Source organism: Halomonas sp. SIMBA_159, assembly GCF_046536035.1.
Lineage (GTDB): Bacteria > Pseudomonadota > Gammaproteobacteria > Pseudomonadales > Halomonadaceae > Vreelandella > Vreelandella venusta_A.
On the sequence record NZ_JAWJBT010000009.1, the window covers coordinates 119,535 to 139,975 of the forward strand.

Annotated in this window: 19 protein-coding genes; 5 read left to right on the forward strand and 14 right to left on the reverse strand. The window is 59.1% G+C overall.

Annotated elements, in window-relative coordinates; translation table 11 throughout:
• Window positions 1–126 precede the first annotated feature (126 nt).
• The 7 genes from folK to dksA form a co-directional block, all read right to left on the reverse strand.
• Window positions 127–654, reverse strand: coding sequence for a 2-amino-4-hydroxy-6-hydroxymethyldihydropteridine diphosphokinase (gene folK, locus R0J87_RS07705; protein ID WP_498885384.1), 528 nt, complete (start codon window positions 652–654; stop codon window positions 127–129).
• On the reverse strand, window positions 647–2,035 hold the full coding sequence (gene pcnB, locus R0J87_RS07710; RefSeq protein ID WP_404344636.1) for a polynucleotide adenylyltransferase PcnB: 1,389 nt from the start codon (window positions 2,033–2,035) through the stop codon (window positions 647–649). Before pcnB ends, folK begins: the two co-directional genes overlap by 8 nt.
• A gap of 881 nt (window positions 2,036–2,916) precedes the next feature.
• Window positions 2,917–4,296: a sigma-54-dependent transcriptional regulator gene (locus R0J87_RS07715; protein ID WP_498885386.1), complete on the reverse strand. Its 1,380-nt coding sequence runs from the start codon at window positions 4,294–4,296 to the stop codon at window positions 2,917–2,919.
• On the reverse strand, window positions 4,274–7,219 hold the full coding sequence (locus R0J87_RS07720) for an ATP-binding protein (RefSeq protein ID WP_498885388.1): 2,946 nt from the start codon (window positions 7,217–7,219) through the stop codon (window positions 4,274–4,276). Before R0J87_RS07720 ends, R0J87_RS07715 begins: the two co-directional genes overlap by 23 nt.
• Window positions 7,209–7,385, reverse strand: coding sequence for a hypothetical protein (locus tag R0J87_RS07725; RefSeq protein WP_404344639.1), 177 nt, complete (start codon window positions 7,383–7,385; stop codon window positions 7,209–7,211). The genes R0J87_RS07720 and R0J87_RS07725 overlap by 11 nt, the downstream gene beginning before the upstream one ends.
• Window position 7,386: 1 nt before the next feature.
• Window positions 7,387–8,286, reverse strand: coding sequence for a tRNA glutamyl-Q(34) synthetase GluQRS (gene gluQRS, locus R0J87_RS07730; RefSeq protein ID WP_498885390.1), 900 nt, complete (start codon window positions 8,284–8,286; stop codon window positions 7,387–7,389).
• A gap of 106 nt (window positions 8,287–8,392) precedes the next feature.
• A complete protein-coding gene (dksA, locus tag R0J87_RS07735) occupies window positions 8,393–8,830 on the reverse strand; it encodes an RNA polymerase-binding protein DksA (protein ID WP_188639943.1) in 438 nt (145 codons plus the stop codon).
• Window positions 8,831–9,016: 186 nt separating this feature from the next.
• Here dksA and R0J87_RS07740 point away from each other — a divergent pair, with 186 nt between their 5' ends.
• Both R0J87_RS07740 and sfsA read left to right on the forward strand, forming a co-directional pair.
• On the forward strand, window positions 9,017–10,177 hold the full coding sequence (locus tag R0J87_RS07740) for an aminotransferase class I/II-fold pyridoxal phosphate-dependent enzyme (protein WP_498885392.1): 1,161 nt from the start codon (window positions 9,017–9,019) through the stop codon (window positions 10,175–10,177).
• Entirely contained in the window at window positions 10,174–10,902 is a 729-nt protein-coding gene (sfsA, locus tag R0J87_RS07745; protein ID WP_498885394.1) for a DNA/RNA nuclease SfsA, read from the forward strand. Before R0J87_RS07740 ends, sfsA begins: the two co-directional genes overlap by 4 nt.
• Before the next feature lie 8 nt (window positions 10,903–10,910).
• Here the strand turns inward: sfsA and R0J87_RS07750 are convergent, their stop codons facing one another.
• The 6 genes from R0J87_RS07750 to R0J87_RS07775 all read right to left on the reverse strand — a co-directional run bounded on the left by R0J87_RS07750 (window position 10,911) and on the right by R0J87_RS07775 (window position 15,602).
• Window positions 10,911–11,372 (reverse strand): DUF4426 domain-containing protein, encoded by a 462-nt coding sequence (locus R0J87_RS07750; protein WP_404344642.1) that lies wholly within the window; start codon window positions 11,370–11,372, stop codon window positions 10,911–10,913.
• 55 nt (window positions 11,373–11,427) lie between these two features.
• Complete coding sequence (gene metW / locus R0J87_RS07755) at window positions 11,428–12,024, reverse strand: methionine biosynthesis protein MetW (RefSeq protein WP_404344643.1); 597 nt, start codon at window positions 12,022–12,024, stop codon at window positions 11,428–11,430.
• Complete coding sequence (gene metX / locus R0J87_RS07760) at window positions 12,024–13,220, reverse strand: homoserine O-succinyltransferase MetX (RefSeq protein ID WP_498885396.1); 1,197 nt, start codon at window positions 13,218–13,220, stop codon at window positions 12,024–12,026. Before metX ends, metW begins: the two co-directional genes overlap by 1 nt.
• A 73-nt stretch (window positions 13,221–13,293) precedes the next feature.
• Window positions 13,294–13,887: a YggT family protein gene (locus tag R0J87_RS07765; protein WP_311065758.1), complete on the reverse strand. Its 594-nt coding sequence runs from the start codon at window positions 13,885–13,887 to the stop codon at window positions 13,294–13,296.
• Window positions 13,888–13,987: 100 nt separating this feature from the next.
• Complete coding sequence (proC, locus tag R0J87_RS07770; RefSeq protein WP_498885398.1) at window positions 13,988–14,815, reverse strand: pyrroline-5-carboxylate reductase; 828 nt, start codon at window positions 14,813–14,815, stop codon at window positions 13,988–13,990.
• Between the two features lie 88 nt (window positions 14,816–14,903).
• Window positions 14,904–15,602, reverse strand: coding sequence for a YggS family pyridoxal phosphate-dependent enzyme (locus R0J87_RS07775; RefSeq protein ID WP_498885400.1), 699 nt, complete (start codon window positions 15,600–15,602; stop codon window positions 14,904–14,906).
• A gap of 33 nt (window positions 15,603–15,635) precedes the next feature.
• On the opposite strand from R0J87_RS07775, the gene R0J87_RS07780 reads away from it, so the two are divergent.
• On the forward strand, window positions 15,636–16,679 hold the full coding sequence (locus R0J87_RS07780; protein WP_498885401.1) for a type IV pilus twitching motility protein PilT: 1,044 nt from the start codon (window positions 15,636–15,638) through the stop codon (window positions 16,677–16,679).
• A 24-nt stretch (window positions 16,680–16,703) separates the two neighbouring features.
• On the forward strand, window positions 16,704–17,867 hold the full coding sequence (locus R0J87_RS07785) for a PilT/PilU family type 4a pilus ATPase (RefSeq protein ID WP_498885403.1): 1,164 nt from the start codon (window positions 16,704–16,706) through the stop codon (window positions 17,865–17,867).
• A gap of 12 nt (window positions 17,868–17,879) precedes the next feature.
• Here the strand turns inward: R0J87_RS07785 and R0J87_RS07790 are convergent, their stop codons facing one another.
• Window positions 17,880–19,022 carry an anhydro-N-acetylmuramic acid kinase gene (locus tag R0J87_RS07790; protein WP_498885411.1) on the reverse strand — a complete coding sequence of 381 codons (1,143 nt, stop codon included), beginning with the start codon at window positions 19,020–19,022 and terminating at the stop codon, window positions 17,880–17,882.
• Between the two features lie 116 nt (window positions 19,023–19,138).
• Between R0J87_RS07790 and tyrS the strand changes: the two genes are divergently transcribed.
• The gene (tyrS, locus tag R0J87_RS07795) at window positions 19,139–20,338 is read left to right on the forward strand and encodes a tyrosine--tRNA ligase (RefSeq protein WP_498885404.1); all 1,200 of its coding nucleotides are present in this window, start codon (window positions 19,139–19,141) and stop codon (window positions 20,336–20,338) included.
• Window positions 20,339–20,441 lie beyond the last annotated feature (103 nt).

Genomic DNA, 20,441 nt, shown 5'->3' on the forward strand with positions numbered 1-20,441 from the left:
GTAAACGCAAGCGGCGCTCGGCCATTATTATCGCGTGCGAGACGTTATTTGCGCGAAACGGCACATACGTGAAGCGATGTAACCGGCAATTGTTACCTGAATGGGGGGGTGGTGTCGAGATTTGTGTCAGACGGTAGCACTGGGGGTGACAGACGCCTCGCCTAAGCGCCGAATATCCTTAACATCTACGCAGGTTAACCAGTGGTTAAGCGACTGCTGATGCAGGAGAAGCGTAGGGTTGGCGGTGCGAGCCACCTCGGCCAGCGGCACGATCACAAAGGCGCGAGCATGCATATGGGGGTGGGGCACGGTGAGACGCGGCTGTTGAATCATGCGCTCACCGTAGAGCAGTAGGTCTAAATCTAACGTGCGCGGCCCCCAGTGGCGAAGCCGCCGCCTGCGGTGGCGCTGCTCAAGGGCCTGGAGCTTGTCCAGCAGTGCCAGTGGCGACAGCCGAGTATCCAGGCAGGCCACGGCATTGATAAAGTCTGGCTGGTCCTGCGGGCCCACAGGCGGCGTGGCATACAGCGACGAGCAGGCGACCAGCTGGCACAGCGGCAGTGCAGCAAGCTCGCTGAGCGCCTGCTGCACCTGGGCTTCTGGGTGCTCTAAGTTGCTGCCTAAGCCAATATACGTGCGGGTCGCGCTATTCACTGTTGGCCTTGCGCGGTTTACGACGCTTTTTACGCCGACGGTCGCCTTGGCTGGCGGGGTCGCTGCCGACTTTTTGCAGCAGGCGTAGCTGTTCGTGCTCATCGCCTTTCTGAAACGCTGTCCACCAGTCGCCTAACCCACGAGGGATTTCGCCCGCTTGCTCACGGAGTAACAGAAGATCGTAGGCGGCGCGAAAGCGCGGGTGCTCGCGGGTTTGGAAAGCCCGCTTGCCCCGGCGCATCGGCAGGCGCGCCTGCAGCTCCCATATTTCACGCATGGGGATGCCAAAACGCTTAGGTATCGAAATATGCTGAAGCTGGCGCGAAACGACTTCTTGTGAAGCAGTTTGCAGCGCAGGCACGGCGGGCATGCCTTCGCGCTCAAGCGCCGCTTGGCGATGCGCCACGGGTGCCCATAGAAACGCCGCTAATAAGAACGCCGGCGTGACGGGACGACCCTCTGCAATACGTTTATCAGTATTGGTCAGTGCCTGCTCAATCAGTTCTTCTGCCCAAGCGGCATCGGCCATGGCTTCTTCTGCTTCAGGGAACAGCATCCCAAACAGATTATAGTGGCTGAGCAAACGGAAAGTGATTAAACCGTGGCCTGCCATAAACAGCTTGAGCACTTCATCGAACAGGCGCGCAGGCGGAATTTGCAGCAGCAGCGGTGCAAGGTCGTACATCGGCGCTTCGGTGGCGGGTTCGATCGTGAAATCGAGCTTGGCCGCAAAGCGAACTGCCCGCAGCATCCGTACCGGGTCTTCGCGGTAGCGGGTGGCGGGGTCTCCGATCAAGCGCAGCGTGCGTGACTCGATATCCCGTGCGCCGTTGGCGAAGTCATGGATCGTGAAGTCAGCAATATTGTAGTAGAGCGCATTGACGGTAAAGTCGCGGCGTAGCGCGTCTTCTTCGATATTGCCCCACACGTTATCCCGCAACAGCAGGCCATCATCCGACTGGTGGGCGATGTGGTCGCCGTGTTCGTCCTGGGGTTTACCACGGAAGGTGGTGACCTCGATCACTTCACGGCCAAAGCGCACGTGCACAATGCGGAAGCGGCGACCAATCAGGCGTGAATTGCGAAACAGGTCTCGCACCTGCTCGGGCGTGGCGTTGGTGGCAACGTCAAAGTCCTTGGGCATTTTGCCCAGCAGCGCATCACGGATGCAGCCGCCTACCAGATAAGCGTCGAAGCCTGCACCGTTGAGTCGGTACAGCACCTTTAAGGCAGCTTCGCTGACCTGCTGGCGCGAAACAGGATGCTCGGAGCGCGAAATAATACGAGGGCTGAGCGCATCAGTAGCGCTCTCTGGGGAATCGAGCAGGGATTTCAAGCGCTCTCCCGGGCTATGTAATAAACGGGTAAATCCTTTAAACATGCGGCGATATCGACTCGCAGTGTATCGAAAACGGGATCGAAAAACGGGACCGTATTGAGGACGGTAAAGGGTTGAGTGTATCCGACCCCCTAAGGCTTGCAAAGAGTGGCTTGCAAAGAGCGGCTTGCAAAAAGCAGCTCACAAAGGCCGATATGGGGAAATGCGTGCCTATAAACGCGGAAAGGGGAGGCTACATGAGCCTCCCCCTACAAAGCATACAATCAGCGTCCATGCTGCTGTTTTTATTCATGATGGCACATCGCCCTGAATACGCACCGCAGTCGGCAGGCGTAAGAACCACTCTGATTCCGACCGCCTCGTATTCAAAACAATAATCCAACCGCGAACTTTTTCTCCCGGCGTGTTGTTATTGGATCCGGGGGTGTACACCTATGCTGCTGTTATTGTTGTTGGGGGGCAGCCTCTTGTGTACGTCGCGTCCTTATTTGGGCACTTGTCAGTTATTGTTGTTGTTCGTTGCGCTGGTGACGTACTCATGTGCTGTCACAGCGCTTACAAGTAATGAGACTCAAGCCTGTTGTTCTTATTCGTGCCGTTATCTCTACCTGGCCCTGTTGTTTTTGTTATGGCTCAGGATGGGGCGGTGTCATATTGTTTTTGTTAGCGACTTAACCGCGCAGCCCAATTTGTTCTTCTTACCTAGTAATATTGCACTCGCCGTGCCACTCGTTGGATACCTTTTACATTTCAGCAGCTTGGCAATTTATGTGCGTGCCAGGGAACTAATTGGGTGGTGAAGTGTTACCCCTTTTTTACCCTTTTGTTCGTGTTGTTGTGTGGGAAGGTAACAGTGGCTGGGTAACGGTTTTTGAATATTTCTTATGTAAATCAATCTATTAGACGTTAGTCTTAGTGTCGGCTTATGTTGGGCGACGAGCGGTTTTTTTACGCGGAATACCAAGGCGTTGGCGGCGTTCCCATAAATTTTTGCGACTGATGCCTAGTTTTTGCGCCAGCTCTGTTTCGCTCATTTGATCCTGATGCTCTAGCACAAAGTGCTGGAAGTAATCTTCTAAAGAGAGGTCATCCTCATCCGAAGGCGCGGTATCACTGATGGTCGCCTGAGGGCTTAGTGTGGGGGAGGACGGGCGGTTGGTGACAGGCCCAAGCCCCAGGTCGTCGGGGTGAATCAAGTGGCCTTCGGCCAGAATCACGCCGCGTTCCAGCGCGTTTTCAAGCTCCCGTACATTACCTGGCCACGGATAATCGCGCAGATCCTGACGGGCCGCACGTGACAGTCTCAAGCCAGGGCGTTCGTGGCGCTTGCAGGCTTTTTCCAGCAGGATATCGGCGATTTCCAGCACGTCATCGTCCCGCTCTCGCAGCGGTGGCAGCGCAATTTGCATCACATTGAGGCGGTAGTACAGGTCGAGGCGGAACTCGCCGCTTTTAGAGAGGGAGCGTAGGTCTCGGTGCGTTGCTGCGATTAGGCGCACGTTCACATGGCGGGTTTCTACCGAGCCAATCTTACGGATCTCGCCTTCTTGCAGCACGCGTAGCAGTCGCGCCTGGGCATCCAGCGGTAGCTCACCAATCTCATCCAGAAAGAGCGTGCCGCCGTCGGCAGCTTCAACTAACCCGGTGCGCGAGGCGCTTGCGCCGGTAAACGCGCCTTTTTCGTGCCCAAATAGCTCGGATTCAATCAGCGTTTCAGGGATGGCGGCGCAGTTAACACAAATAAGCGGTGCCTTGGCGCGTTTGCTCTGCTGATGAATGGCGCGGGCGACTAGCTCCTTGCCGGTACCCGACTCGCCTTGAATGAGGACGGTGACATCGGCGGGGGCGGTTTTGCGAATCCGCGTGTAGACCTGCTGCATCGCCGTGCACTGGCCAATCATGGTTTGGCGGCCGCCCCCTTCATCCGTCACATCCGGTGGCGTGCCTTGCTGCATGGACTGTTTGTGCAAAATACGCTCAACGGTTTCCAGCAGCTCCGTGTGGTCAAACGGTTTGGCCACATAGTCGACGGCGCCCATTTTTAATGCATCCACCGCGGAGCGCATGCTGGCATAGCTGGTCATGATCAGCACCGGCGCTGGCGCGGCGGGTTCAATCAGCGTTGTGCCCGGCTCGCCCGGTAGGCGCAGGTCGCTGATGATGAGGTCATAGTCACTTAGCGGCAGCTCACGGGCTTCTTCCGCGCTGGCCGCTTCGCTAACGTGATAGTCATGACGTTCAAGTAAGCGCTTGAGGGCGCTGCGAATAATCGCTTCATCTTCAACAATCAGTATCCGGGGCATGGGGCGAGTGATCATCCTGTTGGTAAAGCGGTAGCCATAGTGTGATGGCAGTGCCGCGAGGCTTTCCGGGAGGCGGTGATGCGACCTCTATTTTGCCTTGGTGCTCGTTAATAATTTGATACGCCAACGATAGCCCAAGCCCGGTGCCTTCGCCTGCAGGCTTGGTGGTGGTGAACGGCTCAAACAGGCGGTGTTTGACGCTTGGGTCGATGCCGTGGCCATCGTCTGTTACGCGCCACCAGGCGTGGCTGGCCTGAGTGCCTGCGGCAATCTGTACCGTGCCCTGCGGGCGGCAGGCATCCTTGGCGTTGCTCAATAAATTTACCATGACTTGGGTAAGACGCTGAGCGTCACCGCGTACCACAATGTCATCTGAGCAGGTGTTGATAAAGACAATATCCTCGCTTGAGCGGGCTAAATGGATCAAGTGCAGGGCATCGTCGCTAATCGTTTTCAGCGCGGCCGGGGCCGAGGGTAGCGGCAGAGCAGGGCGCCCACCGTGAGCAAACCCCACCAGTGAGTTAACAATTTTAGTCACTCGCTGGGTGAGCTGCTGAATATGGTCGGCGGTTTCCAGCAGGGCGGGGTCATCGGTATCGTAACGCAGGTTTTGCGCAAGCGATGAGATACCGGTAATCGGGTTGCCAATCTCGTGGGCCACCCCGGCGGCGAGCTGGCCAATGGAGGCGAGCCTTGCCGCGTGCACCAGCTCCTCTTCCAGCCACTTCATCTCGGTGTGGTCCTCAACGAGAATGACGCTGCCGCCCCGGCTATCGTGGCCGCTCAGCACGGCTTTATGTAGGGTGAGAAAATAGTCTTTGCCATGCAGGGTGACCGCCTGTTTATACAGCGGAGTTTGGCTGGCGGTCAGCACGCTGCTGAGCAGGTTGGGCCAGGGCGGGGGCAGGCTGTCGCGTCGCGAGCCAATCACGCTGTCGCCGCTAATGCCGGAAAGCTGTGAGAGCGCCTGATTCCACATTAGCAGCTCATCGTCATCACCTAAGACGCACAGGCCAACCGGAAGATAGGCGAGCGTTTGGCGGTGATGGCGGCGCAGCCCGTCCAGCTCTCGTGCCAAACCAGTTAAGCGCGAGCGGTAGGCCTCTAAGCGGCTTTCGACAAAATGAATGTCATCGGTGACGGGAGCATCATCGTGGCGGTAGGGCAGGTAGCGGTCGACAATATCACGCGCCACCGAAGGTCCCATGAGGCCGGATAAGTTTGCCTGAATACGGTCGCGCAGGCGGCGCAGCGCGTAAGGGCGGCGCTCTTGGGGAGTAAGATTGAGCGCTTTTAAGGCGCGCTCCACTTCACGACCAGCGGCCTCCTCCCCCAGCGCTTGGGCTAGGTGGGCAGTGAAGTCGCCCGCTGTCGCGGCCTCTAAGGGCAAGCGTTTTGAGCGAATCACTGCATCCACTGAGCAGGCCTCGGCCGCCGAACGCTCGCCTTCGGAAATACGCGTAAAGAGCGATACCACGATAAGCAGCACAATATTGACCGCCAGGGAGAGCAGGGTGGCGCTATACCAAGCTGGGTCATTGACAGTCGTTAATGTGGTAAACGGCAGCGCCGGTAGCTCAATATTCAACAGCAGCGGCAGCCATAACCCCCATAACCACACGCCAATGCCACCTAACAGCCCGGCAACCGTGCCTTTGCGATTGGCGCCGGGCCAGTAAAGCAGTGCCAGCATGCCCGGCAGGCATTGGGCCATGCCCACAAATGCCGCTAGCCCAAGACTGGTGAGTGAGTGGTAGCGGCCGACGCTTTCGGCAAACAGCCAGCCGCCTAGAATCACGCCGCCGACGAGCGCACGCCTAAGCCAAAGCAGCCAGCCATAGAGGTCGCTACGTGCTTCCGGTGGGCGGGCCACCAGCACTAAATGATTCAGCACCATGCCGGAGAGCGCCAGGGCGATCATCATCATCGTGCCGCTGGCTGCGGCTAAGCCGCCAATAAAGGCAAGTACTCCCACCCACCAGTGCTCGGTCATTACATACGCCGCGTAAGCGGTAAGCGGTAGGCTCTCGTTGGTTGACTGGGCGGCCCATAAAATCAGCGGTACGGGCAGGGCCATGAGCAGTAAAAAGAGTGGCAGCGACCAGCTTGCTTGCAGCAAAGTGTGCCGCGAAAGGCTTTCGGCAAAGGTGATCTGAAACAGGTGCGGCATCATAAAGGCCGCAGCAAAAAACAGTAGCAGCAGTGTGCGCCATTGTGGGGCTTCTAACTGGGGCGTGGTGGCTTGAATGGCTGCGCCAGGGCCTTCTAGCCAGCGCTGCAAATCCTGCGGCCCGTCGAATACCCACCAGAGCGCGATTGCACCAAGCCCAAGCATCGCCAGCAGTTTAATCACGGATTCAAAGGCGATCACGGTGAGCAGCGTGTCGTGGCGGTGGCGGTGATTATGGCGGGCACCAAACATCACGGCACAGGCGGCAATCACCGCGCAAAACAGCAGCACAACCGCGCCGCTGTAACGGCTGCCGGTGAGCAGGGTGACCGCATCGCTGAGCGTTTGCACCTGAATCCCCAGCAGCGGCAGCACGGCAAGCATGCTGAGTAGCGTGACGAGCGTGCCTGCCCAACGCGAGCGGTAGCGAAAGGCGAACAGGTCCGCCAGCGATGACAGCTGATAGGTGCGGGTAATGCGCTGAATGGGAACGAGTAACACCGGTGCCAGTAAAAACGCCCCTGCGGCCCCCAGATAGTAGGCCAGATAGCCAAAGCCCGCCTTGCCCGCCATTTCTACGCTGCCATAAATAGCCCAGGCGCTGGCATAAACGCCGAGCGCCAACGTATACACCAAAGGGTGGCGAGTCACTCGTACCGGCACCCAGCCGCGCTCTACGGCCATGCCGCAGCCAAACAGGAGCCCCAAGTAGCCAAGCCCCAGCAGGGCAACCCCCACAAGCTCAACGTTCATCGAGTTTCCTCTTTTGCTCAAGCCACAGGGTGAGGGCAATAAGAACGCCCCATATCGCGAAAGGGCGATACCAGGCGACGGTGGGGTCTCCCCAGCCATCCATAAACAGCGGTGACAGCAAGTAACCGCCAAACACTAGAAACAGCATGATGCGATACACGTACATCTTAAGGCTCCAGTGGCGTAGGCCGGTGGGCGCTCTGCGTTAGGCGCGCCACGCTCCAGTGTGTGATGGCCCAGGCGAGCTGCGTGGCGGGCGGTTCATCGGCCAGCGCAAGCGGCGGCGCTTGGTCCAGTAGCTGTAGCGCCTGGAAGAGTTGGCGGCGCACGCCGTTGGGCGTTTCATCCAGGGCAGGGGCGAGATTCTGCTTGGAGAGCTTTTGACCATCGGCCGTCACGACCAGCGGCAGGTGAAGGTAGCGCGGGGTAGGAACGTGAAGCGCTGCCTGTAACTGATGCTGCCAGGGCGTGTTATCCAGCAGGTCGTAGCCACGCACGATATCGGTAATGCCCTGGTCGGCATCGTCGACCACGACGGCGAGCTGGTAGGCCCACAGTTGGTCTTTGCGTTTTAGTACCACATCGCCAAGCGTGGCGGGGTCAAACTGCTGCTCGCCAAATAGCCGGTCGTGCCAGCTGATCGGGCGTTTGGCAAGGTCGCTGCGCAGCCGCCAGGCTAGCGGTTGGCTGGCGTCACTCACGCCGTTACGGCACCAGCCGGGGTAGATGTCGAAGGCTTGCCACTGCTTACGAGAACAGCTGCATGGGTAGGCTAATCCTTGCTCAATCAGTTGCTCTAACGCCTGTTGGTACGCGTCGTGGCGGTGACGTTGCCAGATGACTTCTTCGTCCCAGGTAAGCCCAAAGGCTTCGAGCTGGCGCAAAATGGTGCTGTCTGCGCCTTCGGGGCAGCGCGGTGGGTCGATATCTTCTATACGGACCAGCCACTGGCCGCCTGCCGCACGAGCATCTAAATAGCTGCCCAGGGCAGCGACCAGCGAGCCAAGGTGCAGCGGCCCAGAAGGAGTGGGGGCAAAGCGCCCTCGGTAGCGAGCGGTAGCGGTCATGGCAGCCCGTGATTAGCAAGAGTCATACGGCGTACGATGACAAACAAAAACGGGCACCTCAAGGGTGCCCGTTGTCTGCCATCGCTGATAGCGAGGCGGTCTTTGTTTAGCCGCCCAGCTGCTTCTCTTTGAGTTCGGCTAGGGTTTTGCAATCGACACAAAGGGTAGCGGTGGGGCGTGCTTCTAAACGGCGGATGCCGATTTCCACACCGCAGGCTTCGCAGAAGCCGTAGTCATCATCATCGATGTTATCGATGGTTTCGTTAATCTTCTTGAGCAACTTACGCTCGCGGTCACGGGTACGCAGTTCCAGGCTAAAGCCCTCTTCTTGCGTAGCGCGGTCGGCGGGGTCCGCGTAGTTGTTAGCATCTTCCTGCAGGTGGCGTACGGTACGATCCACCTCTTCCATGAGGTCCTGTTTCCAGTCTAGAAGGAGCTGGCGAAAGTGCGCCAGCTGCTTCTCATTCATATACTCTTCACCGGGTGCTGGCTCATACGGGGTGAAGGACTTGGACGCTTCCGATTTCTTTTCCGCTACTGGCATGGGAGTGCCCCTTACGTATGTGACTGCTGATCGACCATGGGCGTGTACCACGATCTCACGCCAAAGGGATGCTTGTTTAGCTGAAAATCACGCCCAATGCAAGCATAATGGTTCGTTTTCGACCATAGTCCTACATCTTGTACGGATTAGGTCATGGGTTTACTACTGCTAGGGGAAGGAGCCGTTATGGCTTGGAATTCGCGTGTTGCTCACGTTGCGCCGTTTCGCGTGATGCACTTACTGGAAATGGCCCAGGCAAGAGAAGCTGAAGGCCATGATGTCATCCATCTGGAAGTCGGCGAGCCGGATTTCGCGACCCCCGCCCCCATCGTGGCGGCAGGCCAGCAGGCGTTGGCCGAGGGTAAAACGCGCTATACCCCGGCGGCGGGTTTGGCATCGTTGCGTGAGGCTATTGCTGGGCACTACGCCGAGCACTTCAACGCCACGGTGGACCCCGCTCGCATTTTGGTCACTCCCGGTGCCTCTGGGGCGCTGCTGTTAGCCAGCCAGCTATTGGTTGAAAGCGGCGACCGGGTCCTCATGGCCGACCCTAACTACCCTTGCAACCGCCATTTTATGGCCCTGGCTGGGGCCGAGATTGATGCCGTACCGGTGGGGCGTGACAGCGGTTGGCAGCTCACCGCACCGCTGATTGAGCAGCACTGGCAGGCCAAGACGCGGTTAGCGATGCTGGCCAGCCCTTCTAATCCTACCGGGCACACGTTAGATGCGCAGGCACTGGGGCAAGTGATCAGCACGGTGGCTGCTAAGGGCGGTGATGTCATCGTCGATGAGATTTATCAGGGGCTGAATTACGACGACGCGCCGCTGTCGGCCACGTCATTGTCAGATGACGCCTTTGTGGTGAACAGCTTTTCCAAATACTTTGGCATGACCGGCTGGCGATTGGGGTGGCTGGTGGCGCCAGAACAGGCTGTAGAGCCGCTGACTCGGCTGGCGCAAAATGTGTTCCTCGCCGCGCCAACGCCCTCCCAGCACGCGGCGCTGGCAGCGTTTACTCCCGAGTGCCGGGATATTCTGGAAACCCGGCGAGCTACCTTGAAGCAGCGCCGCCAAGTGCTGCTGGATGGCCTGGCCGAGCTAGGGCTTGCGCCGGATCTACCGCCCCAGGGGGCGTTTTATCTCTGGCTGGATATCTCCCGCTACAGCCGCGACAGCCGAGCCTTCTGCGAGCGCCTGTTGGTGGAGGAGAACGTCGCCATCACTCCGGGTATCGACTTTGCCGTACAGGGTGGCGAGCATCATGTGCGCATCGCGTTCACTAACGACGTGGCACGGCTGCAGGAGGCGGTGGTGCGCATCGCGCGCTTTGTGAGCCGCTTATGATGACCTATCCAGGGCTGGTGCCCGGCACGCTGCTGCGCCGCTATAAGCGCTTTTTGGCCGATGTTCGCTTAGATAGCGGTGAGGAAGTGGTGGCCCACTGCCCGAATACTGGCTCGATGAAGGCGGTGAACGTGCCCGGCTGCCGGGTGTGGCTCTCGCCCAGTAATAACCCCAAACGCAAGCTGGCCTGGACCTGGGAGTGGATAGAGCTGCCCGAGCCAGATGGTGGAACGGCGCTGGCATCGGTGCACACCGGGCGAGCGAATGGCTTGGTCGAAGCAGCGATTAACGCAGGCGAGATAGCACCACTTACGGGCTATCAAACGTTAAAGCGTGAGGTAAGGGTAGGCGAAGCGCGGCTGGATTTTCGCTTGGATGATCCTGAGAAGGGCGCCGCCTACGTGGAGGTCAAACAGGTCACGCTGAAAGAGGAGGATGGTCACGGCTACTTTCCCGACTCCGTGAGCGTGCGCGGCACCAAGCATTTGCATACGTTGGCGGTGCTGGCCGAGCAGGGCAAGCGGGCGGTGCTGCTGTTCTGCGTGGCGCATGAGGGGATTGCGGGCGTGGCACCGGCGACCCATATCGACCCCACCTATGCGGCGGCGTTAGCCGATGCGGTAGAGGCGGGCGTGGAAGTGTTGGCGTACGGCGTCACGGTGGAATGGCAGCAGGGCGTACCGGTAGCGGCCCGCTTGGTGCGGGCGCTATCGGTACGGGTTTAGCGCTCGCTTTAGCGTTCGATATAAAAGCGCTTAATAAAACTCACCGGCTCAGGGCTGGCGTTACGGTCGTAGCGCACGTCAAGATTGAAGCGCATCGGCTCGTCTTGGCGTAGCGTGAACGTGGCCAGATGGTAGGTGGCATCGCCATCGTGCACGGTGCGAAAGCTGAGCGGTTCGCGTGCGTCGGTCAGGCCACTGACGTGGCCTTCAACGCTAGCATTGACCGGTCGTGTGGTGCCATCCGGCTGGCGCTCGCGCACGCTGATATTGACCAAGCCGTGCCCGATGCTGCGCTGGATGCTGTTTGCTTGGGCCACTTCAGGGGTTAAAAAGCGTGTTTCAATAGCGTTGTAGTGGATCTCGTAATCGCCCACTTCCACCATCTGCTCTGCCGCTGCCTGGGTGGCGCTGAGCAGCGCCCCCAGTAGCAGCGTTAGCAGTGAAAAGCGTCGCAGTGTCGCGATAGCCATGGCGTGTCTCCTCTCTTGGGTGAGGTAAAGGCTCTGTTACAGGCTTAAGCGTGCGTTACGGGCGTCGACGTACCCGGAAAATAGCAATTTCACCAAACAGGTTCGGCCACCACTTCGAGGTCCAGTGCCCCTTGTGGTCGCCAACGCCCACGGCGCGGTCAACAATCACCAAGCCTTTCTCTTTGCACAGATGCTCGAAGTCGTTAAACGTCGAGAGGTGGATGTTGGGGGTGTCGTACCACGCGTGGGGCAGCGATTTCGACACCGGCATGTAGCCGCGCAACCCCAGGTGAATGCGGTGACGCCAGTAGGCGAAGTTAGGGAAGGTAATGATGCCCTCTTCGGCTACCCGCAGCATTTCATCAAGCATCTTATCCGGGCGGCGCAGCGCCTGCAGCGCCTGGGTCATGATGACCTGGTCATAGCTGTTATCGCAGAAGCTGCCCAGGCCGTCGTCCAGGTTGTGCTCAATCACGTTGACGCCGCGCGCCACGCACTGGGTGATGCCGTCTGGGTCAATCTCTAACCCATAGCCGGTCACGCTTTTCTCTTGGGCCAACCGCTCCAGCAGAATGCCGTCGCCGCAGGCGAGATCCAAAACGTGTGCACCTTGGGGAACCCAGTCGTAAATCAGTTCAAGATCCGTGCGCATTAGCGTGTTTCCTCCGCGCCTGCGGCGTCGATGCGCTGCTCTCGTGCGACGCGGCCCATAAAGGCGCTGAACAGCGCTTGATAACGCGGTTCCGGCAATAAGAAGGCATCGTGCCCGTGGGGCGATTCAATGTTGGCATAGCTCACCGATTTGCCCGCGCGCGTCAGCGCATCCACCAACTCCCGGGAGCGCGACGGCGGGAAGCGCCAGTCGGTGGTAAAGCTGACGATCAAAAAAGGGCACTGCGCCGGTGCTAGGGCGCAGGCAAGGTCGCCTTCGCAGTTGGCCGCTGGGTCAAAGTAGTCCAGCGCTTTGGTCATCAGCAGGTAGGTGTTGGCATCAAAGGCGGTCGAGAAGGTATCGCCCTGATAGCGCAGGTACGACTCCACCTGAAACTCGACGTCGAAGCCAAAGTTTAGGTCGTCGCTGCGCAGGTCGCGGCCAAACTTGCTGCCCATGGCGTCTTCGGAGAGGTAGGTGATATGCCCGACCATGCGGGCCAGCTTCAGCCCTCGTTTGGGTACGGTGTCGTGCTCGGCGTACCAGCCGTCGAAGAACTCCGGATCCGAGCGAATCGCCTGGCGGGCGACCTCGTTAAAGGCGATGTTCTGCGCGGAGAGGCGTGGCGTGGCCGCAATGACGACGGCATTGGCAACGCGTTCGGGGTAGGTGATTGTCCACTGCAGCACCTGCATGCCGCCCAAACTGCCGCCCACTGCCGCTGCCCAGCGCTCAATGCCCAGATGATCGGCGAGGCGCGCTTGGCTGGTGACCCAATCGCTCACTGTGACCACGGGGAAGTCAGGACCCCACTGGCGGCCGGTGTCCGGATTATGGCTCACCGGGCCGGTACTGCCGTGGCAGCCGCCTAGGTTGTTCAGCGACACCACGAAAAAGCGATTGGTGTCGATGGATTTGCCGGGGCCGATATGGGCATCCCACCAGCCGGGTTTGCGATCCTCGTCCGTGTGGTAGCCCGCAGCGTGATGATGCCCCGACAGCGCGTGGCAAATCAGCACTGCGTTAGAGCGCTCGGCGTTCAGCGTGCCGTAGGTCTCATAGATCAGTTCGTACTCCGGCAGCGTCTTGCCGCAGGCAAGCGGCAGCGGCGTATCAAACTTAACCACGTGAGGGGTCACAAGGCCAACGGAGTCCGCTGGCCGGTCGTCATAAGCAAGAGTGTCTGAATCAGGCATCGAAAGCGCTAGTCCTGCAAAAATAAGTCCTGCAAAAAGTAAACTCGGGGCGGTAGTCGAGTCGATAGGGCCTTTATAGGCCTACGAGTGCGCCCGAGATGCCCGCCGCGCGGATCAGCGAGCCAACCACTAAGCCGTCTACTAGGTTAATGGCGATAAAGACCACGATCGGCGAAAGATCAATCATGCCTAGCGGCGGAATCACTTTTCTCACCGGAGCCATGATCGGCTCGACCAACTGCATCACCAGCAGCGCGCCGGGGTGGCTGGCATTCGGCGCGACCCAACTCAGAATGATCATCACGATCATGGCAAAGAAGTAAATTTTTAAGATCGCATTGGCCACAGCCGCGACCCCGGCAATCAATAAGCCTGCAATGGGCGGCATGCCCACGCCAATCACCATGAAAATGGCCACCATGCTGACCACTTTGAGCACAAAACCGGCGGCCAGTGTGGCGAGGTCAAAGCGCCCACCTACGGGGCCGAGAAAGCCTTGAAATAGACCGACAACAGGCTGAGTGATTTTCACCACCGACTGGCTGAGCGGGTTGTAGTAATCCGCCCGGGAGGCCTGCAGCAAAAAGCGCAGCATTAACAGAAATAGATAAATATTGATCAGCGAGTTCACCAGCATTAACCCGGCGCTGCCTAATTGACTTCCCATTGCGGCTTCTCCTAAAAAATGTCGTTCTTGAGATGAGCGGCGTGCCTGCAAATCATCCCGTTCTTATGGCGTCATTCACGGTCTGTTGTCTACTTACGACTCAATCGTTACCGCTTAGCTCTTTGGACATGGCATCGGCGCGCTCGGCGCAGGCCTGCATGGCGTCGGCAATGATCGTGCGCAGGTGCGCATCTTCCATATGCGCGATAGCGCGCTCGGTGGTGCCGCCCGGCGACATCACGTTCTGCTTCAAGGTGGCCGGGTCTTTGTCGCTGCGCTGGGCCATGGTGGAGGCACCCAACGCGGTTTGAATGGCCAAGCGGCGGGCGGTTTCTGCAGGTAAGCCGAGCTTTACGGCGGCCTCTTCCATGGCTTCGAACATCAGGAAGAAGTAGGCCGGAGCGCTGCCGGAAACCGCGGTCACTGCATCCAGTAAACGCTCTTCCTCGACCCACTCGACAATGCCCACGGCTTCCATCAGCTGGGTGGCGAGGGTGCGCTGGACATCGCTGACCGCCGCGTTGGCATACAGGCCGCTGGCGCCGATGCCGACCAGTGACGGGGTGTTGGGCATGCAGCGCACTAGGGCATTGCCGCCGCCCAGCCACTGGTCGATGGTGTTGGCATCCAGGCCAGCGGCAATGGAAATTACCAGCGGCGACTGCTGCTGAACGCTTTCGCGCAGGGCTTCACAAACGCCGCGCATAATCTGTGGCTTGACCGCCAACACGATCACATCCGCACCGTTAACCGCTGCGCTGTTGTCGGTGTGGGTATGAATACCCAGGCGCGCCTTCAGCGGAGCCAGTTCGCTTTCGTTGGGGGCCGTGGCGGTGATGTCGCTGGGTGAGACACCGCTTTCGATCAGGCCGCCGATAATGGCACCGGCCATATTGCCTGCGCCAATGAAGGTGATCTTGCTCGCCATGGGGGTATCCTTTTTAGCAAATGGCTGCGTCTTGCAGCGTGTGAAGTAAACCGTGTGTTGTGTGAGCCGCGTGCTGTGTGAACCGTAGTTAGCCCCGTGCGCCAAAAATGGCGGTGCCTAAACGTACCAGCGTGGCGCCTTCTAAGACAGCCGCTTCTAAATCGTCGCTCATGCCCATCGAGAGCGTATCCAGCGGTGCTTCAGGCAGTGCCGCCTGGAGCTCTTCCAAGAGCTGGCGCAGCGCTGCCAGCGGCTGGCGCTGTGCCTCTAGCGTCTCCGCCGGGGCGGGAATCGCCATCAGCCCGCGCAGGGCGAGGCCTGGCAGGGCGGCAATCTCTTGGGCCAGCGCTAAGGCGTCCTCCGGCAGCACGCCGGATTTTGTGGCCTCGCGGCTAATATTGACCTGCAGGCATACGTTTAGCGGTGGTAACGCTGCCGGGCGCTGTTCGCTCAGGCGTTTGGCGATCTTTAACCGATCAACGCTGTGTCCCCAGGCAAACTGCTCGGCCACGGCGCGGGTCTTGTTCGATTGCAGCGGGCCAATGAAGTGCCACACAATGCCGTCAAGATCCTCAAGCGCCGCCTGTTTATCCAGCGCCTCTTGCAGGTAGTTTTCACCAAACTCGCGCTGGCCGTGCTGCCACGCTTCGCGCAGCATCTCGGCGGGCTTGGTTTTGCTCACCGCCAGCAGGGTGGCGCTGGTGGGCGAGCGTCCGGCATCCTCAAGCGCCCGGCGCAGGCGTTCACGCGCAGATGCAAGTGACTCGGGGAGCGCGTTGTCTGTCATACTCAAGCACCTTACCGCAGCTGGGAAAGAGAGATGGATATTACCGAACTGCTGGCATTCTCGGCAAAGCAGAATGCATCCGACCTGCACCTTTCGGCGGGTCTGCCTCCCATGATACGTGTTGATGGCGATATTCGTCGGCTTAATGTGCCCGCCATGGAGAACAGCGACGTTCGGCGGCTGATCTACGACATCATGAACGATCGGCAGCGCCGCGACTATGAAGAGCACTTAGAAGCGGACTTCTCGTTTGAAGTGCCGGGGGTGGCGCGCTTCAGGGTCAATGCCTTTAACCAGGCGCGCGGGGCGGGGGCGGTGTTCCGTACCATTCCCAATAAGGTGCTTTCCATGGACACCCTGGGCATGGGCGAGGTGTTCCAGCGCCTTTCGATGCTACCCAGGGGGTTAGTGCTAGTGACCGGGCCCACGGGGTCGGGCAAAAGCACCACTTTGGCGGCGATGATCGACTACATCAACGAACAGCGCTTCGAGCATATTCTGACCATCGAAGACCCGGTGGAGTTTGTGCACACCAGCAAGCGCTGCCTGATTAATCAGCGGGAGGTTCACCGCGACACCCATAGCTTCTCTGGGGCGCTGCGTAGTGCGCTGCGCGAAGACCCGGACGTGATTTTGGTCGGCGAGTTGCGGGATCTCGAAACGATCCGTTTAGCGCTAACCGCTGCTGAAACGGGGCACTTGGTGTTTGGTACGCTGCACACGACCTCGGCGGCGAAAACCATCGACCGGATTATTGATGTGTTCCCCGGCGAAGAGAAATCCATGGTGCGCTCGATGCTGTCTGAATCGCTCCAGGCGGTCATCTCGCAAACGTTGTTGAAGCGTCAGGGTGGCGGACGCGTGGCGGCCCACGAGATCCTGATTGCCACGTCTGCGGTGCGTAACCTCATTCGCGAAGATAAGGTGGCGCAGATCTACTCCGCCATCCAGACCGGCGGTGCACTGGGAATGCAAACCCTGAATGCCTCGCTCGCTAAGCTGGTTAAGGAAGGCGTGGTGAGCATGGACGAAGCCCAAGCAAGGGCTAAAGGCACGCTGACGTTAAAAGATGAGTAAGGCGGCAAAAGGATAATAGACGCGATGAGTGAGCCAGCCAGCGGTATGACCGCGACCCAGTGGCTGCACCAACTGCTGGGCATCATGGTCGAGCAGCAGGCCTCTGACCTGCTGATTTCGGTGGGCGCGCCGCCCAGCTTGAAAACGCCCAAGGGGCTGATGCCGCTGGGGCGTCAGCCGCTCTCCTCTAGCCAGGTGCGCAGCCTGGTGCTGAATGCGGTGCCCGAGAAGCAGCGGGAGCGATTTCAAGAGGAGCACGAGGCGAATTTTGCCCTAAGCCTGGAGAACGCGGGGCGGTTTCGGGTAAGCGCCTTTCAACAGCGCAACGAGCCCGCCATGGTGGTGCGCCGTATTGCGCAGACTATTCCGACCCTCAGCGCGCTGGGCGTGCCTAGCCAGCTAGCGACGCTGGCCAATGCTAAACGCGGGTTGGTGCTGGTGGTGGGCGGCACGGGAACGGGGAAATCCACCACTCTGGCGGCAATGATTCAGGAGCGTAACGCCTCAGTCGGTGGGCACATCATCACCATTGAGGATCCTATCGAGTACCTGCATCCGCATCAGCGAGGCATCGTTAATCAGCGCGAAGTAGGGGTGGATACGGAATCCTTCGAGGTGGCGCTGAAAAATACGCTACGCCAAGCGCCGGATGTGATCTTGATTGGTGAAGTGCGTACCCGCGAGACCATGGAGCACGCCCTCACTTTCGCGGAAACCGGGCATCTTTGTCTGGCGACATTGCATGCCAACAACGCCAACCAAGCGTTGGAACGCATCCTTCACTTCTTTCCCCATGAGCGGCACGAGCAGGTGCTGATGGATCTGTCGCTGAATCTGCGTGCCGTGGTCGCGCAGCAGCTGCTGCCTACTCAGCAGGGCGGCCGCTGCGCGGCGATTGAGATTCTGCTCTCGTCGCCACGGGTGGTGGATCTGATCCGAAAAGGGCGTATTGATGAATTAAAGCAGGCCATGGCAAGCTCCCGCGACGCGGGGATGCAAACTTTCGATCAGGCGCTTTACGCGCTTTATCAAGCGGGCCAAGTCAGCCAGCAGGTGGCGCTGGCCCATGCGGATTCCGCCAACGACCTGCGGCTGATGATCAAGCAGGGCGACGCCGCCGCCAGCGGTAAGCCGTTAGACGCGCAGGTGCCTTCTCATCTTGCCCTGCGCGACGGTGACGATTATTGACGCCCTTCGCCGCTAGGGGGCGTAAATACCGCCCAGCACCCGCGGACCGCTGGAACCGGTGACGGAAGGCAAGTTGCCGGGTAGCCCGTGCAGGCGCTGGTGGGCGAGCCAAGCAAAGGCTCCTGCTTCAATCCAATCTTCCGGCCAGCCCAGCGTAGCGGGGGAGAGCAGCGTGACCTTAGGCAGGTGCGCGGCTAGCCTTTCCATCAAATAGGCATTGTGAGCACCGCCACCGCCCACCAGTAGCGTGGCGCTGGGCTGGCTCAGCGGTAGTTGGGCCACCCCTTGCGCGACACTCACCGCCGTCAGTTCGGCCAGCGTTGCCTGAACATCCCAGGGGGCTTCGTCGCCTGTGAGGTGGTCGCTCAACCACGCTAAGTGAAACAGCTCGCGCCCGGTGCTGCGCGGCGGCGGCTGATGAAAAAAGGGTTCTTGCAGCAGGCGGGCGAGCAGCGCTTGGTCGATTTGCCCGCTGGCCGCCCAAGTGCCGTTCTCATCAAATCGCCCGGTGTGATGCTTGGCAAACCAAGCATCAAGCAGCACGTTCGCCGGGCCGGTATCGAAGCCCACCACGGTGCGCTCCTGTTCTTGAGGAAGCCACGTAAGATTGGCAAAGCCGCCTAAATTGAGCACGAGCTGTTCGCCTGGGCGCTGCCCAAACAGCGCTTGGTGGAACGCGGGCGCTAGAGGCGCGGCTTGGCCGCCAGCGGCCAAGTCCCGGCGGCGAAAATCGGCCACCACCGTGCACCCCGTCAATTCTGCCAGCAGGCTCGGGTTATCTAGCTGTAGCGTATACGCCGGACCCCCCTGGTGACCTTGCGGCGCGTGCTCAATTGTCTGGCCGTGGCTGCCAATCGCCGTAATCTGAGCCAGAACGAGCCCCTGTTCCGTTAATAGTGCTGTAACGGCCTGGGCCTGGAGGCGGCAAAAGGCATCCTCGGCGGCGGCCAGTTCGGCAAAGCGCGCTGCTGGCGCGTGGCAAAGGTGCAGTAGCTGCGCGTGCAGCGTATCGGGCATCGCAACGGCAGCCGTGGCTAATAGCTTAGGCGGCGTGCCAGGAGTGATAGAGACCAGGGCGGCATCAATACCGTCCAGGCTAGTGCCAGACATTAAGCCAATATAGTAAGCGGGTGACGAAGGGTGCGAGGTTTTCATCATGCGGGTCATCCAAAACGGGGTGAAGGCTCAACCAAGGCGGTGGAGCGTGATAACATCGCCCACTATTGATTATTTAAACGCCTTTAACGGCACATAGTACATGGAGAGAGGCAATGAGTGAGGTGGATCAGGCGTTAGCGCTGCTGTCGCGAGGTACGCATGAAATCCTGGTAGAAGAAGAGCTGCGTAAAAAGCTCGCGTCAGGTCGTAAGCTGCGTATTAAAGCAGGGTTTGATCCTACGGCACCTGATTTGCACCTGGGTCACAGCGTACTGCTGACCAAAATGCGCCAGTTCCAAGATCTTGGTCATACCGTTATCTTTTTGATTGGTGACTTCACCGGCCGCATTGGTGACCCGACCGGTAAAAACGTCACCCGTAAGCCGTTGACCGAAGCCGACGTCAAGGCGAACGCGGAAACCTATAAAGAGCAGGTGTTCAAAATCCTCGATCCGGAAAAGACCGAGGTGCGCTTCAACGCGGAATGGTTTGGCGAGTTAACGGCCGCCAAAATGATTGAGCTGGCAGCACAAAGCACCGTGGCGCGCATGCTGGAGCGTGATGACTTCGAGAAGCGCTATAAAGCGAATCAGCCGATTGCGATTCACGAGTTTCTTTACCCGCTAGTGCAGGGCTATGACTCCGTCGCACTAGAAGCTGATATCGAACTGGGCGGCACCGATCAGAAGTTTAACCTGCTTATGGGGCGCGAGATTCAAAAGCACTTCGGCCAGGAGCCCCAGGTGGTCATCACGATGCCCCTGCTAGAAGGTTTGGACGGCGTGCAGAAAATGTCCAAGTCGCTTGGCAACTACGTGGGCGTGGATGAAGCACCGGGCTCCATGTTCAATAAGCTGGTCTCCATGCCCGACAGCTTAATGTGGCGTTACTTCGAACTGCTCTCGCTGAAATCGAACGAAGAGATTGAGGCGTTGAAGCAGAGTGTCGAGCAGGGTGCGAATCCTCGCGATGTGAAAATGGAGCTTGCCCGCGAACTCATCGCCCGCTACCACGGTGATGAAGCCGCCGCGAATGCACACAAGTCGGCGGGTAACCAACTGGCCGATGGTGAGCTACCGGAAGACCTGCCAGAAGTAGACGTCGATTTTGAAGGTAGTGAGAAGGCGCCGATTGCGACGGTTCTGAATCGCTCAGGCTTAACCAAGAACAGCGCACAAGCTAAAGACATGCTGAAAAATGGCAGTGTCAAAGTGGATGGTGAGGTCGTTGCTCAAGACACCATGCTGGCCACTGGTAAAGTGTATGTGATTCAAGCGGGCAAGAAGCGTTACGCCCGTGTGACGCTTGCTTGAACTTTTTGAAAACTTTTTCACATTAACTCTTGCCAACCCGGCCGCGAATCCGTAAAGTACGCATCCGCTGCCGGGGACGCCAAGCGTTACCAGCGGTGAATGA

Coding starts and splice junctions, on each gene's coding strand:
- R0J87_RS07790 (WP_498885411.1), bottom strand. CDS start 19,022: ATGAAAACCTCGCACCCTTCGTCACCCGCTTACTATATTGGCTTAATG.
- proC (WP_498885398.1), bottom strand. CDS start 14,815: ATGGCGAGCAAGATCACCTTCATTGGCGCAGGCAATATGGCCGGTGCC.
- R0J87_RS07765 (WP_311065758.1), bottom strand. CDS start 13,887: ATGGGAAGTCAATTAGGCAGCGCCGGGTTAATGCTGGTGAACTCGCTG.
- pcnB (WP_404344636.1), bottom strand. CDS start 2,035: ATGTTTAAAGGATTTACCCGTTTATTACATAGCCCGGGAGAGCGCTTG.
- metX (WP_498885396.1), bottom strand. CDS start 13,220: ATGCCTGATTCAGACACTCTTGCTTATGACGACCGGCCAGCGGACTCC.
- R0J87_RS07780 (WP_498885401.1), top strand. CDS start 15,636: ATGGATATTACCGAACTGCTGGCATTCTCGGCAAAGCAGAATGCATCC.
- R0J87_RS07750 (WP_404344642.1), bottom strand. CDS start 11,372: ATGGCTATCGCGACACTGCGACGCTTTTCACTGCTAACGCTGCTACTG.
- R0J87_RS07740 (WP_498885392.1), top strand. CDS start 9,017: ATGGCTTGGAATTCGCGTGTTGCTCACGTTGCGCCGTTTCGCGTGATG.
- metW (WP_404344643.1), bottom strand. CDS start 12,024: ATGCGCACGGATCTTGAACTGATTTACGACTGGGTTCCCCAAGGTGCA.
- R0J87_RS07785 (WP_498885403.1), top strand. CDS start 16,704: ATGAGTGAGCCAGCCAGCGGTATGACCGCGACCCAGTGGCTGCACCAA.
- R0J87_RS07720 (WP_498885388.1), bottom strand. CDS start 7,219: ATGAACGTTGAGCTTGTGGGGGTTGCCCTGCTGGGGCTTGGCTACTTG.
- R0J87_RS07725 (WP_404344639.1), bottom strand. CDS start 7,385: ATGTACGTGTATCGCATCATGCTGTTTCTAGTGTTTGGCGGTTACTTG.
- tyrS (WP_498885404.1), top strand. CDS start 19,139: ATGAGTGAGGTGGATCAGGCGTTAGCGCTGCTGTCGCGAGGTACGCAT.
- dksA (WP_188639943.1), bottom strand. CDS start 8,830: ATGCCAGTAGCGGAAAAGAAATCGGAAGCGTCCAAGTCCTTCACCCCG.
- R0J87_RS07775 (WP_498885400.1), bottom strand. CDS start 15,602: ATGACAGACAACGCGCTCCCCGAGTCACTTGCATCTGCGCGTGAACGC.
- R0J87_RS07715 (WP_498885386.1), bottom strand. CDS start 4,296: ATGCCCCGGATACTGATTGTTGAAGATGAAGCGATTATTCGCAGCGCC.
- sfsA (WP_498885394.1), top strand. CDS start 10,174: ATGATGACCTATCCAGGGCTGGTGCCCGGCACGCTGCTGCGCCGCTAT.
- gluQRS (WP_498885390.1), bottom strand. CDS start 8,286: ATGACCGCTACCGCTCGCTACCGAGGGCGCTTTGCCCCCACTCCTTCT.